Raw genomic sequence first — 14,663 nt, 5'->3', positions numbered from 1 at the left:
AGATCGCTCCAGGGTATTCGATGCGTTGCTTGCGGGGCATGACACCACAATGCACGTATCAACATTAAGAATGTCAATGTTTATATTCTACGTTTGACCCCTTTTTCCATCGCCGGGACGGCCGATTGGAACCGTTGAGAGGCGAGAGCCGAGTGGTGGCCAGTTGCGTCGTTGTTCGGTGGATACGATAAGCGGCTAAAGAAAGACCGCAAACATTACGGAATGTCCCCTTTTTGAGACTCCCTTTATACATCGGGATGCCTATATCGAACGACACCAAAACCCAATGCCTCTAGCTCTTTAACAACTTTTTCTAGTGTAACATTCTCGCCACGCGATGAAAGAAACCGTCTTCTTTCGCCATCGAGAATTAAATTCAACTCGCTATTCGGGTAGTTAGAAGTTCCACGATGCACCTCATAAGAAAAGGTTAACCTCTCAAGTGCATCACGAACTTTTAGTGAATCAAATTCGATAATCCCCTCTGCGGGATTATATGAAAATATTGGGCCTGACCTCTTCACTGAACTCGAATGGAAAAAACCTATGGCTAAAAATACAGCTGCTGCCACAAAAGCTACATATGAGACAGATACTCCAAAACCGTCGCCTCTCACAACTAAAACAACAACTCCAACAACAACTAAAATTAACGAAAAGACCAAATAGCCAAGAAAAACGCCCCTTCCAGAACGATGAAGCTCATAAATTTGATTTATCTTCAAGAGCTCCCAAGAATGCATAGAGCTGTAATTTTGAAACAGCGGCTCCATCACCTATTCAAAGACTGAAATTAAAATCTTCATCGACTCAATCCTACGAACTGAATCGGTATCCGCATAAACAATACCGCTTCCATAGTCGACTTTTGCGTTCTTAGCCAAATCCCAGTTACCTTGAACACATCCGATTAACTTCTTTTTCGCATCAAAAAATGCTACCGAATAAACCGCAAGAACGTCACTAGCTGTATCGTTCTTAATCAAAGCGTTTGCACTTATAATATTCCTTCCGAAAAATTCAGTCTGAAATATTCTTATCTGGAAATTAACTTCTTTTCCTAAACTTATCTTGGTGAATTCATCGCCTTCATGACCTCCCGATTCAATAATTTTTACAGGACCCTCGTGATACTCAGTGTATAAGAGATTAGAAAATCCTTGGTGGCCAGCAGTGAAAATAAAAATGAAAATAATTAATCTCATAATTTCTAGAAAGTGTGACTGATGCAATATCCAAGCGCACAAACCTCTGCCGTAACGCTGGCATTTACGGAATAATCACCAAATTTTTCCAAGGAACACCCAGAAGTGTTGCACTTAAATTCGTAATCCGCGGAGACTCCGGCTGTGCCGCTTATCGTCGCTGAGGTTTTAGCAAATTCCCACTCCCATCTACCTTTCCTCAGAGTAGCTTGCAGGCTTGCTCCACCACGAACGCCTAAGTCTCCAGAAACACTTCCAGAACCAGTGCCAGTAACGGTTCCATCGCAAGACTTACCAAATGAGCCACCACCAGACACACCAATAGTTCCGCTTGCTTGAGCACCAGCAAAACCAGTGATAGAAAAATTTCTTCCGTAGCTCACATCGATATCTTCGCCGACCCCAAGGGTAATTCCTACTGAACCAGACGCAGTAGCTGAAATCTCCCACGTCTCTTTCATTTCTCCATCACAGCACTCATCGCATATCTCTCCCTCAACAGCAATGGAGAACGAACCGCCGACTTTCGCATAAAAGGGAGGAGCTAATCGTATCTTACCTTTTGTTGCTGGTATCGAAACAGAAAAGGAAACAGATTGGCACGTTTTGGTAAGGCCGAGAAAGTCGATAGCGTAGGTCACTTCATTTCCTACGAATCCATAGAGATTAATCCCACCCTGTTTTCCAATCGGATCCCTCGATGGCCAACGTCCCGTTTGCGGATCATAATATCTAAAGCCGTAATAATACCAATCGATTCCGTCGATCAGCGGTTTTGTCGAAAAACCGTATTCACCGACCAAAGTTCCATTGATGATATTTCCAAACGGATCGTAATCGACCGACATGACAGCTGCGCCCGCTCCGTCGAGCTTTTGCATGATGTTTCCGTTGGCGTCGTAGAGCGGATAAAGGTCGCCTTCTTTGAGCAAGCCCCCGACTCCGCCGGCGCCCTGCATACTACCGCTCAGGTCGAGGCCCCAGAGAAACGACGAAGTCATTTCGATTTGAGATCCGGGGTTGGAAATCTCAAAAATTCGATTCCAGCCGTCATAAACATAAACCGAGACATCGGTGCCGTCGTCTCTTTTGACGAGGCGGCCTTGGTAGTCGTAGGTGAAGTCGATGGTAGTCGTGCCGTCGGTGGCGGAGGCGAGACGGTTCTCGTTGTTCCATGTGTAGGTCCAGGTGCCGCCGTCGGACGTGAGGTTACCGTCTAGGTCATGGACGGGATTCGTCGAAACAATCGCGGTATACTGATTCAGCTCGTTCGCCGTGTAGGCGTTGGGCGAGACGCCCACGCTCCCTATTCGATTGCCGATTTTATCAAACGAATACGTCGGATTCCACTTGGTGGCGGTTTCAACGCTGTTGCTGGAGCCAGTGACTTCGGAGCGACTGTTATAAGTGAAGTCATCCGTGCTGGCGGTGTTGATTTCGCTACCTGATTGCGCGCGGTCGTCGCGGCGACCAAGGGCGTCGTAGGTATAGGTATATTTCGAAATACTGCTTCCGGATACCTTGTTGTCGATAATGGTCATGACGTCGCGATTCGTCTCATACGAATAACTCACAGTGTCTTGCGAGGCGGTCATGGATGCAAGCAGATTACCATCGCTTACGTAGTCGTAAGTGAAGGTATCGTTGCCGTCGGTAATATCTCTATAGCCTAGTTAATTTAATATCTCTAGCCCCCTCTCTCAAAAAGCTCAAAGCGTTATCCTGTTAAACGGATGCTTTACGATTACGACGAGTAGCGACCATACTTAAGACGAATAGGCCAGCCAGGGCAGTATATGCAGAGGGCTCGGGTACGACGGTGAAGTTAATCCCTTGGTTGCCGGAATCCCAACGTATTTCAGTATTACCAACAGCCAGACCTAAGTCAGCGATACCCTTATTATACCATGTTGCTGTGCCAGAGTAGGCGACTGAAGTATAAGGTGTTTCGTTCGTCGCATCGTAAGCGAGGTGGAGTTCAGTGTCTCCGGATGCATTCGTTACAAATGCAAATGCCCCTTCATCAGCGTCGATTTCTGTTATATCTGCTAGCACAAAGCCTGAAGTGACATCATCACCCACTAATGTCGCATCATCGATTCGATTATAGGTGTAAGTACTCACTGCAAACAGCTGGTTTACATCTAAACTGCTACCTGAAAAAGTAACGATCAAACCACCTGCGTTGGCCGTTGCAGCTTCTCCATCGATGACTTCCGTAGTCGATCCCAGCGTGAGCCCATTTAAATTATCGTAACCTCCAGATACAGTTAAGACCACATCATCCCCAACTTCTGTATACACCATATTTATATAAGCAAGTGCGCTGCTCGAGCCTGTTAGCAGGCATGCCATGCATGTTAAAGTATATCGAATAGTTCGGGCGCGGCATCTCATGAGTTTTTAATTCTTATATTATTTATAGTTTGATCGCCAAATGACCCATTTTTGATTCAATCAGCACGTAGTTGCGGGAAGTTTATTACCTAAGCCTCCAAGGGAACTAGTTCTTGTAAGTTTCATAAGTTGCAAGTCGTTTAGTGCCCGCCGCTTCCTTTTACTTTTTTTTTCAATGCAAAACCTTGCTCCCCATCGGTGCTTCCCAGCAGTGGGGAGTGATGCAAGTGTTTGGGCGCGCTAGTTCGCTTCTTCAACACAGAAGCAATCCCCGTTTTCCAAGTAGAAGACTTCTTTCCTTTGCCCCATCATCATCATCATCATCATCGGTTTTCCCGAAATAAGCGAGCCCGCGCAGCAACAAGTCTTCCCAATAAGCGCACACTCTTACCGAAGCAGACAAAATCATGGATAAAGCTGGCGTGTCATATAGAAGGCCAGCCCGCCTCCTAGCATGTTTGCCAGTGCCAGGCCCCCCACTAAGCCGGGAAAGCCAAAGCAATAGATGCCGATAAAGCTGAGTGGCATCACAAATAGAAAGACGCGTGTTAGGCTAATGAGCAGCACCGGGCGCGGGCGCCCCATGACATTGAGCAACTGGCTCGACCAATTGCTAATGTGCAGGCCTGCGTGTCCCAACACGGCGAAAAGTAAATAGGTCACACTCAAATGCACCACCACAGGATCCTCACTGAACCAGCCGGAAATCCAACGCGCACTCGGAAGTAATAAAGCCAATGTAAGCGCAGCATAAATAAAAGCGAAACGATTACTAATACGTCGCGTCTCCAGCACACGATCATGCGCACTGGCGCCGTAATTATGCCCCACAAAGGGCACAATTGCCATCGAGTAAGACATGGAAACCATAAAGACGATGGACTCGATGCGCGTGCCAGTCGCCATCGCGGCCACGGCTTGCACCCCTCCATAGCTGGCGGCGAGCCGTATGTAATAGCCCTGAGCGACTGGAGCCAGCGCCTGATTCAAGGCGGCCGGCACGCCAAGCATAATGATGCTCTTCCAAGAGCGCAGCAAAGCACGCAGTCGCGGCCACTGCCAATCGATCAGCTGATAGCGGTGGTGCAATATCAAGAGCGAAGCCCCCGCCCCCAAGGCACGCGCGATCACCGTCGCAATCGCGGCCCCTTGAATGCCAAAGGCAGGTATGGGCCCCCAGCCAAAAATCAGTATGGGGTCCAGCGCTACATTAAAAATCGCACACACAATCATCACCATGACCGGACGCAGCATGTCGCCCGCGGCGCGCAAACAGCCGTCACTCACCGGTGGCAAGATCGCGAAGACCGCCCCGAAATACCACACTTGCATGTAGGAACTCACTAAATCCAACACTCGCCCTTCGGCCCCCAACATGGAAAAAAGCGGCTTCACCGTTAGTAAGCCGAGTAGGCTCACCACCAAGGTGCCGAGGATGGTCAGCGCCAAGCCATCCGAAACAGTGCGGCGCGCCAGTGCCCGTTGCCCGGCACCCAAGGCTCGCGAAATAATGGATGCCGACCCCGTGGAAAAGCCGATCGCCAGTGAGCCGACGATCATGATCACTGGGAAAGTAAAGCCCATAGCCGCCAACTCTTCCGTACCGAGGCGCGAAACAAAGAGCGTGTCGGTCAGGTTAAAGACCATCATCGCGAAGGTGCCCGCAATGGTCGGCAAGGTAAGCCAGAAGAGACGTCCTTTGACACTGCCTGTCAGTAATTTACTCATAAATGATCATCTCGGTATTCACCGACTGTCTCTGCTCTGGCTGCGGCTTCTTTCCTTCTGCCGGCGGCGGCCCCATGGTACCCATAGGTGGCGGCCCCATCGGGCGAGCGCCCTCGCTACCATGTTGCGCTTGAGCAGGGCCAGCGCCGCTAAACAGGTTGATGCCGTAGGCCTTGCCGAAAGCGATATAGAGCGCCAATTCCGGGAAGTCGCCACAGGTGCTACTCGTCCACACATAGCAATCGGGGCGGGTCAATTTGAAGAACTCGGTATCTGCGGCGGGCAGTGTCGTCTTCTCATACTGCACGATACTCTGTAATTCTTTGGCATCGGGCAAGCGCCAGTCACTATAGCCGAGATAGTTCGCCTGATTCATTTGCTCCACCCACACGAGCGTGTCCACCCAAGTGCGCCCCAGACCATAGTTCACATCGTCAGCGACGCGCAACGAGCCATCATCGTTGACCGCGCCACTGTCGCGCTGTGTCCACATCAGCCCAGTCGCCTGATCGGTAATCGTGCCATCCTGGTTATCCACAAAATCGTTGACGCCATAGATCCCCTCTTGGCCACGTACCGCGTGCACTCGTAAAGTTGTTTTCATGGTGATCTTCCTTTCTATGTCGTGATGATAAATTGTTAATAAATCCAAGCGCCGAAGCATGCTGTGAACGAAATGATATGCACTGAGCACTTACAATTGACAGCGCCCCGGGGATCTAGATAGTTAACACGTCAACTATATCAAATTGAAAAGGATAGTAGCCGTGTCAACTAAGTTTATCGATAAGAGCAAGCAGCCCCCCTTAGACCTCATTCTGGACGAACTGATACGGGACAAAAATCAGCTGCTCTCCAAGTCTCTGGACGCCCATTCGCTGGGCAACGGCCAGTTTCACATACTCAATGAAGTGAATTGGAAGGAAGGGATCTCACAGGAGGAAATCGCTCGCATTCGCAAGATCGACAAGTCTGCGGTCGCACGCTCAGTCAAGCGGCTCATCGAAAACGGCTACATTAACAAAGAACGCGATCAGCAAGATGGACGTGCCTTCCGGCTCTATCCCACCGACAAAGGCCGGCAAATGATGCCACAAATTAAGCGCATTGTTCAGGAGCTCGACCAGACCCTATCGCAAGGCTCGACGCCCGAAGAGATTGAGCTGTTCAAAAAGATTTGCCGACGCATGAATCAGAACATCGAGAACGCCGCGGCTCCGCAGTGCGGCTGATGGTAGCGAAATTTATTGGAAATAATCACACGGGTAAAGGCCTCCGATCCAACATGAAAACACTCTCCAATTCTCAGCTCGCGTATTTGGGACTCCGCCTCGCCTTTGGTCTATCTATTTTAGTTCACGGCGCAGTGCGCGTTCCCAAGCTCGCAGCCTTCGCCAATGGCATGTCGAGTCAATTTGACGGCAGCCTACTGGCAGGCTTCCCATCCCTAGCCTTCGCTTACGCCATCCCCTTTCTAGAAGCTGGCGTGGGTTTAACGCTTCTATTGGGCGGGCGCTTCATCCGCTGGGGCGCGTTCACAGGTTGCCTGTTGATGGGCGGCATTATGTTTGGCACTGGCATGTTGGAAAAATGGGAATTGCTGCCCTCGCAGTTAATTCACCTCGGCCTATTCTATGCAGTACTGATGAATCCTCACACGCCCGACAATAAAAACGCTGGCTAGATATACCAATGTGAGGATCGCTAAAATGACTCGCACCCGCCTGCGAAGGCGATACCCTGATTCTCATGGGAACAGAAATTGTCTTTGTTAGTGCACTCACCATCGCGGTCGCGGCCATCTTTTGGCTGATTCTGAAGAGCGCTTCAGAAAAAATCATCGCTCAATACCGTCGCTTGAGCGAAACACTCCAATTGGAAATCACCGTTCCCGAAAGCAAGCTGCTCGGCTTCGTGCGCAATGAGCCCTCCCTCTATGGCCACTACCGGGGACGAGAAATCTCACTCTCCGTGCCGGGCAAAGGCCTGCAAAATACACGTCAGGTAGAAACCCTACTGAAGGTCGGCCTAAGTGACACAAAACTAAAAGCTCAATTAACGGCAAGCGGCCCCTTGGCAGGCATGCGCCAACGCGATAGTGGCGGACAAGCTCGTTGGAAGAGCGGCGACACTCAGTTTGATAACGCCGTGGATGTACGCAGCAATCAAGGCGAAGCACTGGGCACACTACTCACTAAAGAGCGGCGCAGCTGGCTCGCAAGTATGCTCAAACGCTCGAAAGGCACAGTCTACATTGGCGGCGGCGCATTGACCTTCGCCAAACTGGGGCTGATCGGCAACGATCACACGCGACAAGAGTTTGAAGACGCTCTGGAATTTTTGTGCGATTTCGCCGAATCCGCCGAACAGTCCATATAAAGTCACAAGGCCCCAGCGCTCAAAGATTCACAGATGCCTGAATAAGCTGAGTCATTCAGCTCCAGCATGACATCCATCATGACAAAAACCTGACAGAGTTTTTACGCATCACTGACGACTTTAAATCTAAGATCTGTTATCTTATACACTTCTCAAGTAAACCAGATAGAATTCGATTATGAAACAACTGCTTCCCACCCTACTCGCCTGCGCGACCTCCTTAAGCGCTCAAACTGCAATCACTGTCTACAATGGCAATTTTGGCGTCGTCCGCGACACAGTGCCGCTCAATTTAACACAGGGCATTAGCGAACAGAACTACAGCGGCGTCACTTCGCAGCTGGAACCAGAGTCAGTCATCTTACGGGATCCGACCGGGCAAGTTGCACTCAGCGTGCTCGAACAGAGCTATCGCGGTGACCCAGTGGATCAGCAGCGCTTATTACAAATGTTCGAAGGTGAGACGATTCGATTCCTCAAAGTCGTCGATGGTAAAGAAGTCATCGAATCGGGAAAAATAATTCGCGCCCCTGCGATGACGACCAGAACGAACCAATACGGCAGTCAACAGCAGCATATGCTAGAGCCAATCATTCAAGTCGATGGCCAATTAATGACACGCCTGCCTGGCACCCCACTCTTCCCTAGCTTGGGTGACGATTCGATCCTTGAGCCCACCCTCTCCTGGAAACTTCATTCGGAAACAGCCGCTCAAGTCGACGCGCAACTCAGCTACCTAACCAATGGCATGTCTTGGAAATCAGACTACAACCTAGTCTTGCCCGAAAAAGGCGACCAAGTCACACTCACTGGTTGGGTATCGATCGATAATAATACTGGAACCAGCTTTCAGGATGCCTCCATCAAGCTTATCGCTGGCGACGTCAATAAAGTGCAGTCTTCCCCTCAAGTAAGAGGGCAAGTGATGGAAATGGCCATGGCCAAATCATATGCAGACGCACCTCAAGTTGAAGCCAAGAAGTTTGACGAGTTTCACATGTACTCACTCCCGCTGAAAACAACGCTCCGCGACAGTGAGACCAAACAAGTAGAGTTTGTGCGCTCGCAACAAGTCGCCACTGAAAAGCTCTATATCTATGACGGTTCAGGAGGTATACGCTATCATGGCAGCCTCAACATCAACCAAAACTACGGTCAGAACCAACAAGCCGACGTAGCGATCTACCGAGAGTTCAAAAATAACGAGACAAATGGCCTAGGCGTCGCACTGCCCGCCGGTAAAGCCCGCTTCTACCGTATGGATAGTGACGGTCAACTGGAGTTCACCGGAGAGAATACAATCGACCACACCCCAAAGAATGAAACGATCCGCGTTTACCTCGGCAACGCCTTCGACCTCGTCGGCGAGCGCAAACGCACCGACTTCTATAAGCAGCCTAGCCGTGACATGCTACGCGAGAGCTTTGAAGTCGAACTTCGCAACCGCAGTGACGAAGCAGTCACAGTAACAGTCATCGAACATCTCTTCCGCTGGTCAAATTGGGAGATCCAGAAGAACAGCGCCCCCTACCAAAAGACCGATGCTCAAACAATCGAGTTTCCTGTAACAATCGCAGCCAACGAAACCAAGACAGTGTCCTACACTGTCGAATACAATTGGTAATCGTCATCAGCAATCGCTCCGTGCGTCGTGACTGCCGCACGGGGCCGCTTAATCCGCCTCGACGACTGCTTCCTCCTCTGCCACATCGCCTTCGACTGCAATCACAGGATCGCGCTCAGGGCGTGGCAAGGTTTTCACAGAGAGCTTTAACAATTCCTCATCACGTTCGACCTCGACCGAAGTGAATTGATTGGCTCGAGTAAAGAAGAAGGCACCCGGCACGTCGAAGACGTTATCAATTGGCCGCCCTGCGATGGACACCAAACGATCGCCCTCCTGCAGACCCGCTTGGGCTGCAGGCGCGTCTTCGATCACTTTAGAAAGATAAACACCACTGCTATCGTCTTCGAGCAACTTAGAAGCCACCTCAAAGCCCATCCATCCATGGATGATATGCCCCGAAAACATCAAATCGTCGCGCACGCGCACCAGGGCATCTACGGGGAGTAAGAAGGAACCATTCAATTCAGCGATCGATGCGACCGAAACTCCGACGAAACGTCCATTCAAATCCAACATCGGGCAACCGCCCTGGCCACCATCCACAGGTATAGAGGTCCGGATATAGCTGGTAGGAAACACCTTATTACCCAGACGTTTTTCAACACCGGTAAAAAGCCCCATCACCGGCGTCGGACCAAAATCGAGCGGACAGGTAATCGCCACAGCAATCGAGCCCGTCTTAGGTAGCGGCTCCGTGGCATCTAACTTGATGATGGAAAAACCCTCTGGCGGCTCCAAAACACGCAATACAGAAATATTAGTCAACCGGTCGTGGCCCACAGCTTCGGTCGCATAGGGGCGGCCCTCATATTCGATCCAAACGCGATTCGCTCCAGCAGCACGACTCGCGCTGACCAAAACGTGCCCTTCTTTACTAATAAAAAAACCAGTGCCGACACGCAACATGATCTGCTGCTTACCGTCCACTTCACCGCTCGCGTATGCCGCTTTGACACGGACAACCGCCCCTTTGTTCTGCTCATAGACTTCAAGCAGACGCTCCTGTAAAGCTAAAGCTTCGGCGCTGTTGGCAGAAACCAAGTGAACCCCAAACGCCGACGCGAGGACAATGCAAATTAAACAAAGACGCATGATGGCTAGTAGACCAAACCAGTCGCAAGGCCCGAGCCCGCAAATGAAGCCGTATCTGCCACATATGCAGCACTATCATAAGCAGCCACTTGCAAACGGTCATGCGTGAAATCCTGCGTATACGCAGCGTCCACTCCGGCACTGATGGCTTCGATCTGATAGTCAGGGGTCATGACGACCTCCAAGTCAGCCATCGCCACCTCAGTTACTGGCGCCGTAATCTGCGCCGCAGCCAGCGCCAATTGAGCACGCTCAGTGCGTCCCCTAGAGGCATCGCCCATGGATTCCATGGAAGCAGACACAGAACCATTAGAAGCATTAGAACCGTTAAGACCGTTAGAACCATCAAAACCAAGCTCTGAATCTTGCTGTGCGACGGCCGCTCCGGTGCCTGTTTGAGCCCACTCGACATAAGCGGGTCGCAACATCACCGCCGCTAAAAACGCAGCTGCGGCTCCCACGGCAGTCGTTTGCGCGATACGGCCCGAAACTCCGCGGAGCACTTGCACATACCAAGGATCTTTTTTCACTAAGCTTTGAAGCATTCGCTGGTGGAGCTCACGATCAAATGTGCCCCAAAAAGCCTCATCTGGACGCTCCGCTCGCTTCAGGCGTAGCAAATCTTCGACTGTAACTTCTTTTTCTTGGGCCTTGTTAATGTCTGCCATAGGTACTGCCATAGGTATCTTTAGAATACTCGCGCTAATTAACCGATGTATTCCTGTAAATAGGACTGGAGTTGTTGTTTTGCGTAATGGAGTCGAGAGCGCACCGTTCCGACGGAAGTCTTAGTGATTTCCGCGATCTCAGCATGCTCCAACCCTTCGATTTCATGTAAAATAACGACTGTTCGATGCTTAAGAGACAACTTCTGCAGCGCATCGTTCAATTTTTCCTGTAATTCACTGACAAGCGCCCCCTTTTCAGAACGGTTTTTTGCCGTCAGTCGCTCATAAATTTCTGAACTTGAGACCTCTTCGTTGATTTTCTCATAGCTGATAAAACGGCGCCGATTCCGCTTTTTAAGAAATGTCATCGTGGTATTGATCGCAATCCGGTAGATCCAAGTAAAAAACGACGATTTGCCTTTGAAGCGACCGATGGCTTGAAAGGCTTTAATAAAAGTGTCTTGAGTTAGATCCGATGCATCCTCTCGGTTACTCGTCATGTTATAAATGACAGAGAAAATGTGCTCTCGGTACTTCTGCACAAGTTGGTCAAATGCGCCCACGTTGCCAGCCTGCACTCGCTGTACTACGGCCCAATCGAGATCGCGCTCAGAGACGGTCTTCTCTTGAGCGTTAAAAATCGATTTTGCGACTGATCCAGAATTGGCCATTGAACTAAACATGAGTCAAATATTACGGAAATGCAAAAGCTAATTACGCGCCGACTTGTAAGCATTTCATCGAAAAATCGGTTTTCAGGACACAAAAGAGTGACAAGACAGCCTCACACAAGTTCCTCGGACTAAATACTCTAACACCAGCATGACGCAAAAGTACCTCAATACCAAAGCTAAAGACGTATACAGACGCAATAACATATAGCTTGGCCTGCATTCTGCTCAGGCTTCGAGTAATAAGCCTATATTATGAGCAAAGAGAGCCTAGACATCGCATGGATGATAATCGCGGCGGCATTCGTCATGTCGATGCAACTGGGCTTTTGTTTCCTCGAATCTGGGATGGTTCGTGCAAAGAACAGCATCAATGTGGCGATCAAAAACCTTGCCGACTTCTGTGTTTCAGCCGCCATATTCTGGCTCGTTGGCTTTGGAATCATGTTTGGCAGTAGTCAATGGGGCCTCTTCGGGAGCGGATTTTTCTTCTTCCAAACAGATCGTGATTGGTGGCTAGCCGCATTCTTCATTTTCCAGTTAGTCTTTTGTGGCACTGCAATTACAATTATATCCGGCGCGGTCGCAGAGCGAATGCGATTCAATGCATACTTGGTAATAACTGTATTCACCTCCGGCTTAGTTTACCCCTTCTTCGGGCATTGGGCTTGGGGTGGAATCATCCCAGGCACCGAGAGTGGCTGGCTCGCCAAACTCGGCTTCCTCGATTTTGCAGGTTCCACCGTCGTCCACTCAACCGGTGGATGGGTCGCACTTGCCGCAGTCATTATAATAGGCCCTCGCGTAGGACAACTAGATTCACCCGAACGAAAAATCCAAGGACACAATCTGACATTAGCAGCGGCTGGTGTTCTGGTTCTATGGTTTGGATGGATAGGATTTAACGGTGGTAGCACACTTGAATTTAATAACGATGTCCCCAAAGTAATCGCTAATACGATTATTTCAGGAGCATTTGGTGGCGTCACCGCCATGCTAACTGCCTATTTCTATTATAAGCAGACGCGTGCGGCTGCACTGATGAATGGCATCATTGGTGGACTGGTCAGTATCACCAGTTGCTGCAATGTCGTGAGCGCTCCAAGCGCAGCTCTGATTGGAGTCGCAGCAGGAATCATTTGCTTCTACGGAATGCACTTACTAGAGAAAATGAAAATCGACGATGCCGTGGGCGCAGTATCTGCGCATGCCTTTTGCGGCGCATGGGGCACGATCGCAGTGGCCCTACTAGGTGAGCCTGAGCGATGGTCCACAGGCTTAAGCCGTAGCGATCAATTAACTGCGCAATTGTTAGGTATCGCGACCTGCTTTGTATGGAGTTTTGGAACTGCATATGTCTTTTTTAAATTACTCAACAAGTTCACCAAATTGCGTGTAACAGAAGAAGAAGAACTCGCAGGTTTGAACGTATCCGAGCACGGCGCGACAACGGAACTCATCGATTTGATCACTGAGATGGATCGCCAGCAGCGCGCAGGAACATTCGCAAAGCGTGTTCATGTTGAACCACATACAGAAGTCGGACAAATTGCAGCCGAATACAACCGAGTGCTCAACCGTATCGAAGAAGAATTCAAAAAAAGAGAGATCGCGACCCAAAAAGCTCGTGAATCACAGGCGGATGCCATTCGAGCGAATGAGGTAAAATCTGATTTTTTAGCCAATATGAGCCACGAACTAAGGACTCCTCTCGGCATTATAATGGGCTACGTTGAGCTCATTCAGGAAGATTTAAAGGACGGAGAAGCAATGGTACAACCAGAAGATCTGACAACAATATCAAATGCTGGACACCACCTACTACACTTGATCAATGGAGTCTTGGACATCTCGAAAATTGAATCCGGACAGATGGAAGTGTATCCTGTTTCAGTCGACATCAAACACTTACTCAAAGAGTTAAAACTAACCGTTCAACCTTTGATAAAGGAGAATAACAACAGTTTGCTGGTCGAAATGTCGGAAGGCATTGATCATTTAGTCGCCGATGAAGTGAAACTACAGCAATGCTTACTCAATTTACTTTCTAACGCTGCGAAATTCACCAAAAACGGCACCATCACCCTGCGAGTGTATCGTAAATCATGGAATAATGGAATAGAGAGTTTCTATTTTGAAGTGGAAGACACCGGAATAGGAATGAATGAAGCGCAAACTGAAATGATCTTTCAGGCATTTACACAAGCCGACACTTCCACTACTCGAAAATACGGCGGTACAGGGCTAGGTTTAGCGATCACTAAAAGCTTCTGCCAAATTATGGGTGGAGATGTTACTGTGACGACCGAAGTCGGCAAAGGATCCTGCTTCAAAATGAGACTTCCCACAAACCTAGAAGCACAAGAAGAGCCTGTCGTCCTCGAAGTCGAAAGTACAATCGCAATCAAATGATGAAAGAATATAGAATTTTAATAGTGGAAGACAACGACGCACTTAGGGAGATGTTTCGGCGGCGTCTAATACGCAGGAAATACAATGTCGAGTTAGCCAACGATGGTGAAGAAGGCTTAGTCAAAGCAGCTGAGCATCCACCAGATTTAATACTTTTAGACATGAGCCTCCCCGGAAAGAACGGATGGACAATTGCTAGTGAATTAAAATCTAAATCCCAGACAAAAAACACACCGATCATAGCAATCACGGCGCATGCAATGCGTGGGGATCGCGAACGAGCACTGCAAGCAGGTTGCGATGACTACATCAGTAAGCCCATTAACTTCCAAAACCTATACGCGGCAATGGATCGTTTATTGCAGCCATAAATCATCTTTTTAGGTATAGGTACGTAAAAAGGCCCGATCACACTTTCGTGCAATCGGGCCATAATACTGGCGATAACCTACTCTCGCACCCCAGCGTGGGGGCACTACCATTG

General features: G+C 49.4%; 15 protein-coding genes. 6 read left to right on the top strand and 9 right to left on the bottom strand.

The window, feature by feature from the left end:
• Positions 1-245: 245 nt before the first annotated feature.
• The 6 genes from QEH52_RS18170 to QEH52_RS18145 form a co-directional block, all read right to left on the bottom strand.
• Positions 246-743, bottom strand: a complete 498-nt coding sequence (locus QEH52_RS18170; RefSeq protein WP_308952376.1) for a hypothetical protein — start codon at positions 741-743, stop codon at positions 246-248.
• 33 nt (positions 744-776) lie between these two features.
• Entirely contained in the window at positions 777-1,205 is a 429-nt protein-coding gene (locus QEH52_RS18165) for a hypothetical protein (RefSeq protein WP_308952375.1), read from the bottom strand.
• A gap of 5 nt (positions 1,206-1,210) precedes the next feature.
• Positions 1,211-2,800 carry an RHS repeat domain-containing protein gene (locus tag QEH52_RS18160; protein WP_308952374.1) on the bottom strand — a complete coding sequence of 530 codons (1,590 nt, stop codon included), beginning with the start codon at positions 2,798-2,800 and terminating at the stop codon, positions 1,211-1,213.
• A 130-nt stretch (positions 2,801-2,930) separates the two neighbouring features.
• Entirely contained in the window at positions 2,931-3,560 is a 630-nt protein-coding gene (locus QEH52_RS18155; protein WP_308952373.1) for a hypothetical protein, read from the bottom strand.
• A 447-nt stretch (positions 3,561-4,007) separates the two neighbouring features.
• Positions 4,008-5,330 carry an MATE family efflux transporter gene (locus QEH52_RS18150; protein ID WP_308952372.1) on the bottom strand — a complete coding sequence of 441 codons (1,323 nt, stop codon included), beginning with the start codon at positions 5,328-5,330 and terminating at the stop codon, positions 4,008-4,010.
• Entirely contained in the window at positions 5,323-5,934 is a 612-nt protein-coding gene (locus QEH52_RS18145; RefSeq protein WP_308952371.1) for an Lcl C-terminal domain-containing protein, read from the bottom strand. The genes QEH52_RS18150 and QEH52_RS18145 overlap by 8 nt, the downstream gene beginning before the upstream one ends.
• 163 nt (positions 5,935-6,097) lie before the next feature.
• On the opposite strand from QEH52_RS18145, the gene QEH52_RS18140 reads away from it, so the two are divergent.
• The 4 genes from QEH52_RS18140 to QEH52_RS18125 all read left to right on the top strand — a co-directional run bounded on the left by QEH52_RS18140 (position 6,098) and on the right by QEH52_RS18125 (position 9,333).
• Positions 6,098-6,562, top strand: coding sequence for a MarR family winged helix-turn-helix transcriptional regulator (locus QEH52_RS18140; RefSeq protein WP_308952370.1), 465 nt, complete (start codon positions 6,098-6,100; stop codon positions 6,560-6,562).
• A 53-nt stretch (positions 6,563-6,615) separates the two neighbouring features.
• Positions 6,616-7,014: a hypothetical protein gene (locus tag QEH52_RS18135; protein WP_308952369.1), complete on the top strand. Its 399-nt coding sequence runs from the start codon at positions 6,616-6,618 to the stop codon at positions 7,012-7,014.
• Positions 7,015-7,079: 65 nt separating this feature from the next.
• Positions 7,080-7,709, top strand: a complete 630-nt coding sequence (locus QEH52_RS18130; protein WP_308952368.1) for a hypothetical protein — start codon at positions 7,080-7,082, stop codon at positions 7,707-7,709.
• A 178-nt stretch (positions 7,710-7,887) separates the two neighbouring features.
• Positions 7,888-9,333, top strand: a complete 1,446-nt coding sequence (locus QEH52_RS18125) for a DUF4139 domain-containing protein (RefSeq protein WP_308952367.1) — start codon at positions 7,888-7,890, stop codon at positions 9,331-9,333.
• A 48-nt stretch (positions 9,334-9,381) separates the two neighbouring features.
• Here the strand turns inward: QEH52_RS18125 and QEH52_RS18120 are convergent, their stop codons facing one another.
• Genes QEH52_RS18120 through QEH52_RS18110 form a run of 3 tightly spaced genes read right to left on the bottom strand, consistent with a single transcriptional unit; the run spans position 9,382 to position 11,779 of the window.
• Positions 9,382-10,428, bottom strand: coding sequence for a S1C family serine protease (locus QEH52_RS18120; RefSeq protein ID WP_308952366.1), 1,047 nt, complete (start codon positions 10,426-10,428; stop codon positions 9,382-9,384).
• 5 nt (positions 10,429-10,433) lie between these two features.
• On the bottom strand, positions 10,434-11,108 hold the full coding sequence (locus tag QEH52_RS18115; RefSeq protein ID WP_308952365.1) for a hypothetical protein: 675 nt from the start codon (positions 11,106-11,108) through the stop codon (positions 10,434-10,436).
• A 26-nt stretch (positions 11,109-11,134) separates the two neighbouring features.
• Positions 11,135-11,779, bottom strand: a complete 645-nt coding sequence (locus QEH52_RS18110; protein WP_308952364.1) for a sigma-70 family RNA polymerase sigma factor — start codon at positions 11,777-11,779, stop codon at positions 11,135-11,137.
• Between the two features lie 243 nt (positions 11,780-12,022).
• Between QEH52_RS18110 and amt the strand changes: the two genes are divergently transcribed.
• Positions 12,023-14,179: an ammonium transporter gene (amt, locus tag QEH52_RS18105; protein WP_308952363.1), complete on the top strand. Its 2,157-nt coding sequence runs from the start codon at positions 12,023-12,025 to the stop codon at positions 14,177-14,179.
• A complete protein-coding gene (locus tag QEH52_RS18100) occupies positions 14,176-14,550 on the top strand; it encodes a response regulator (protein ID WP_308952362.1) in 375 nt (124 codons plus the stop codon). The genes amt and QEH52_RS18100 overlap by 4 nt, the downstream gene beginning before the upstream one ends.
• Positions 14,551-14,663: the final 113 nt, after the last annotated feature.

This window comes from Thalassobacterium maritimum (assembly GCF_031127805.1).
Lineage (GTDB): Bacteria > Verrucomicrobiota > Verrucomicrobiia > Opitutales > Coraliomargaritaceae > Thalassobacterium > Thalassobacterium maritimum.
Note: the sequence above shows the minus strand (reverse complement) of the source record. Positions and strands in the feature narration are given on the sequence as shown.

Coding starts and splice junctions, on each gene's coding strand:
- QEH52_RS18170 (WP_308952376.1), bottom strand. CDS start 743: ATGCATTCTTGGGAGCTCTTGAAGATAAATCAAATTTATGAGCTTCAT.
- QEH52_RS18165 (WP_308952375.1), bottom strand. CDS start 1,205: ATGAGATTAATTATTTTCATTTTTATTTTCACTGCTGGCCACCAAGGA.
- QEH52_RS18160 (WP_308952374.1), bottom strand. CDS start 2,800: ATGACCGCCTCGCAAGACACTGTGAGTTATTCGTATGAGACGAATCGC.
- QEH52_RS18155 (WP_308952373.1), bottom strand. CDS start 3,560: ATGGCATGCCTGCTAACAGGCTCGAGCAGCGCACTTGCTTATATAAAT.
- QEH52_RS18150 (WP_308952372.1), bottom strand. CDS start 5,330: ATGAGTAAATTACTGACAGGCAGTGTCAAAGGACGTCTCTTCTGGCTT.
- QEH52_RS18145 (WP_308952371.1), bottom strand. CDS start 5,934: ATGAAAACAACTTTACGAGTGCACGCGGTACGTGGCCAAGAGGGGATC.
- QEH52_RS18135 (WP_308952369.1), top strand. CDS start 6,616: ATGAAAACACTCTCCAATTCTCAGCTCGCGTATTTGGGACTCCGCCTC.
- QEH52_RS18130 (WP_308952368.1), top strand. CDS start 7,080: ATGGGAACAGAAATTGTCTTTGTTAGTGCACTCACCATCGCGGTCGCG.
- QEH52_RS18125 (WP_308952367.1), top strand. CDS start 7,888: ATGAAACAACTGCTTCCCACCCTACTCGCCTGCGCGACCTCCTTAAGC.
- QEH52_RS18120 (WP_308952366.1), bottom strand. CDS start 10,428: ATGCGTCTTTGTTTAATTTGCATTGTCCTCGCGTCGGCGTTTGGGGTT.
- QEH52_RS18115 (WP_308952365.1), bottom strand. CDS start 11,108: ATGGCAGTACCTATGGCAGACATTAACAAGGCCCAAGAAAAAGAAGTT.
- QEH52_RS18110 (WP_308952364.1), bottom strand. CDS start 11,779: ATGTTTAGTTCAATGGCCAATTCTGGATCAGTCGCAAAATCGATTTTT.
- amt (WP_308952363.1), top strand. CDS start 12,023: ATGAGCAAAGAGAGCCTAGACATCGCATGGATGATAATCGCGGCGGCA.
- QEH52_RS18100 (WP_308952362.1), top strand. CDS start 14,176: ATGATGAAAGAATATAGAATTTTAATAGTGGAAGACAACGACGCACTT.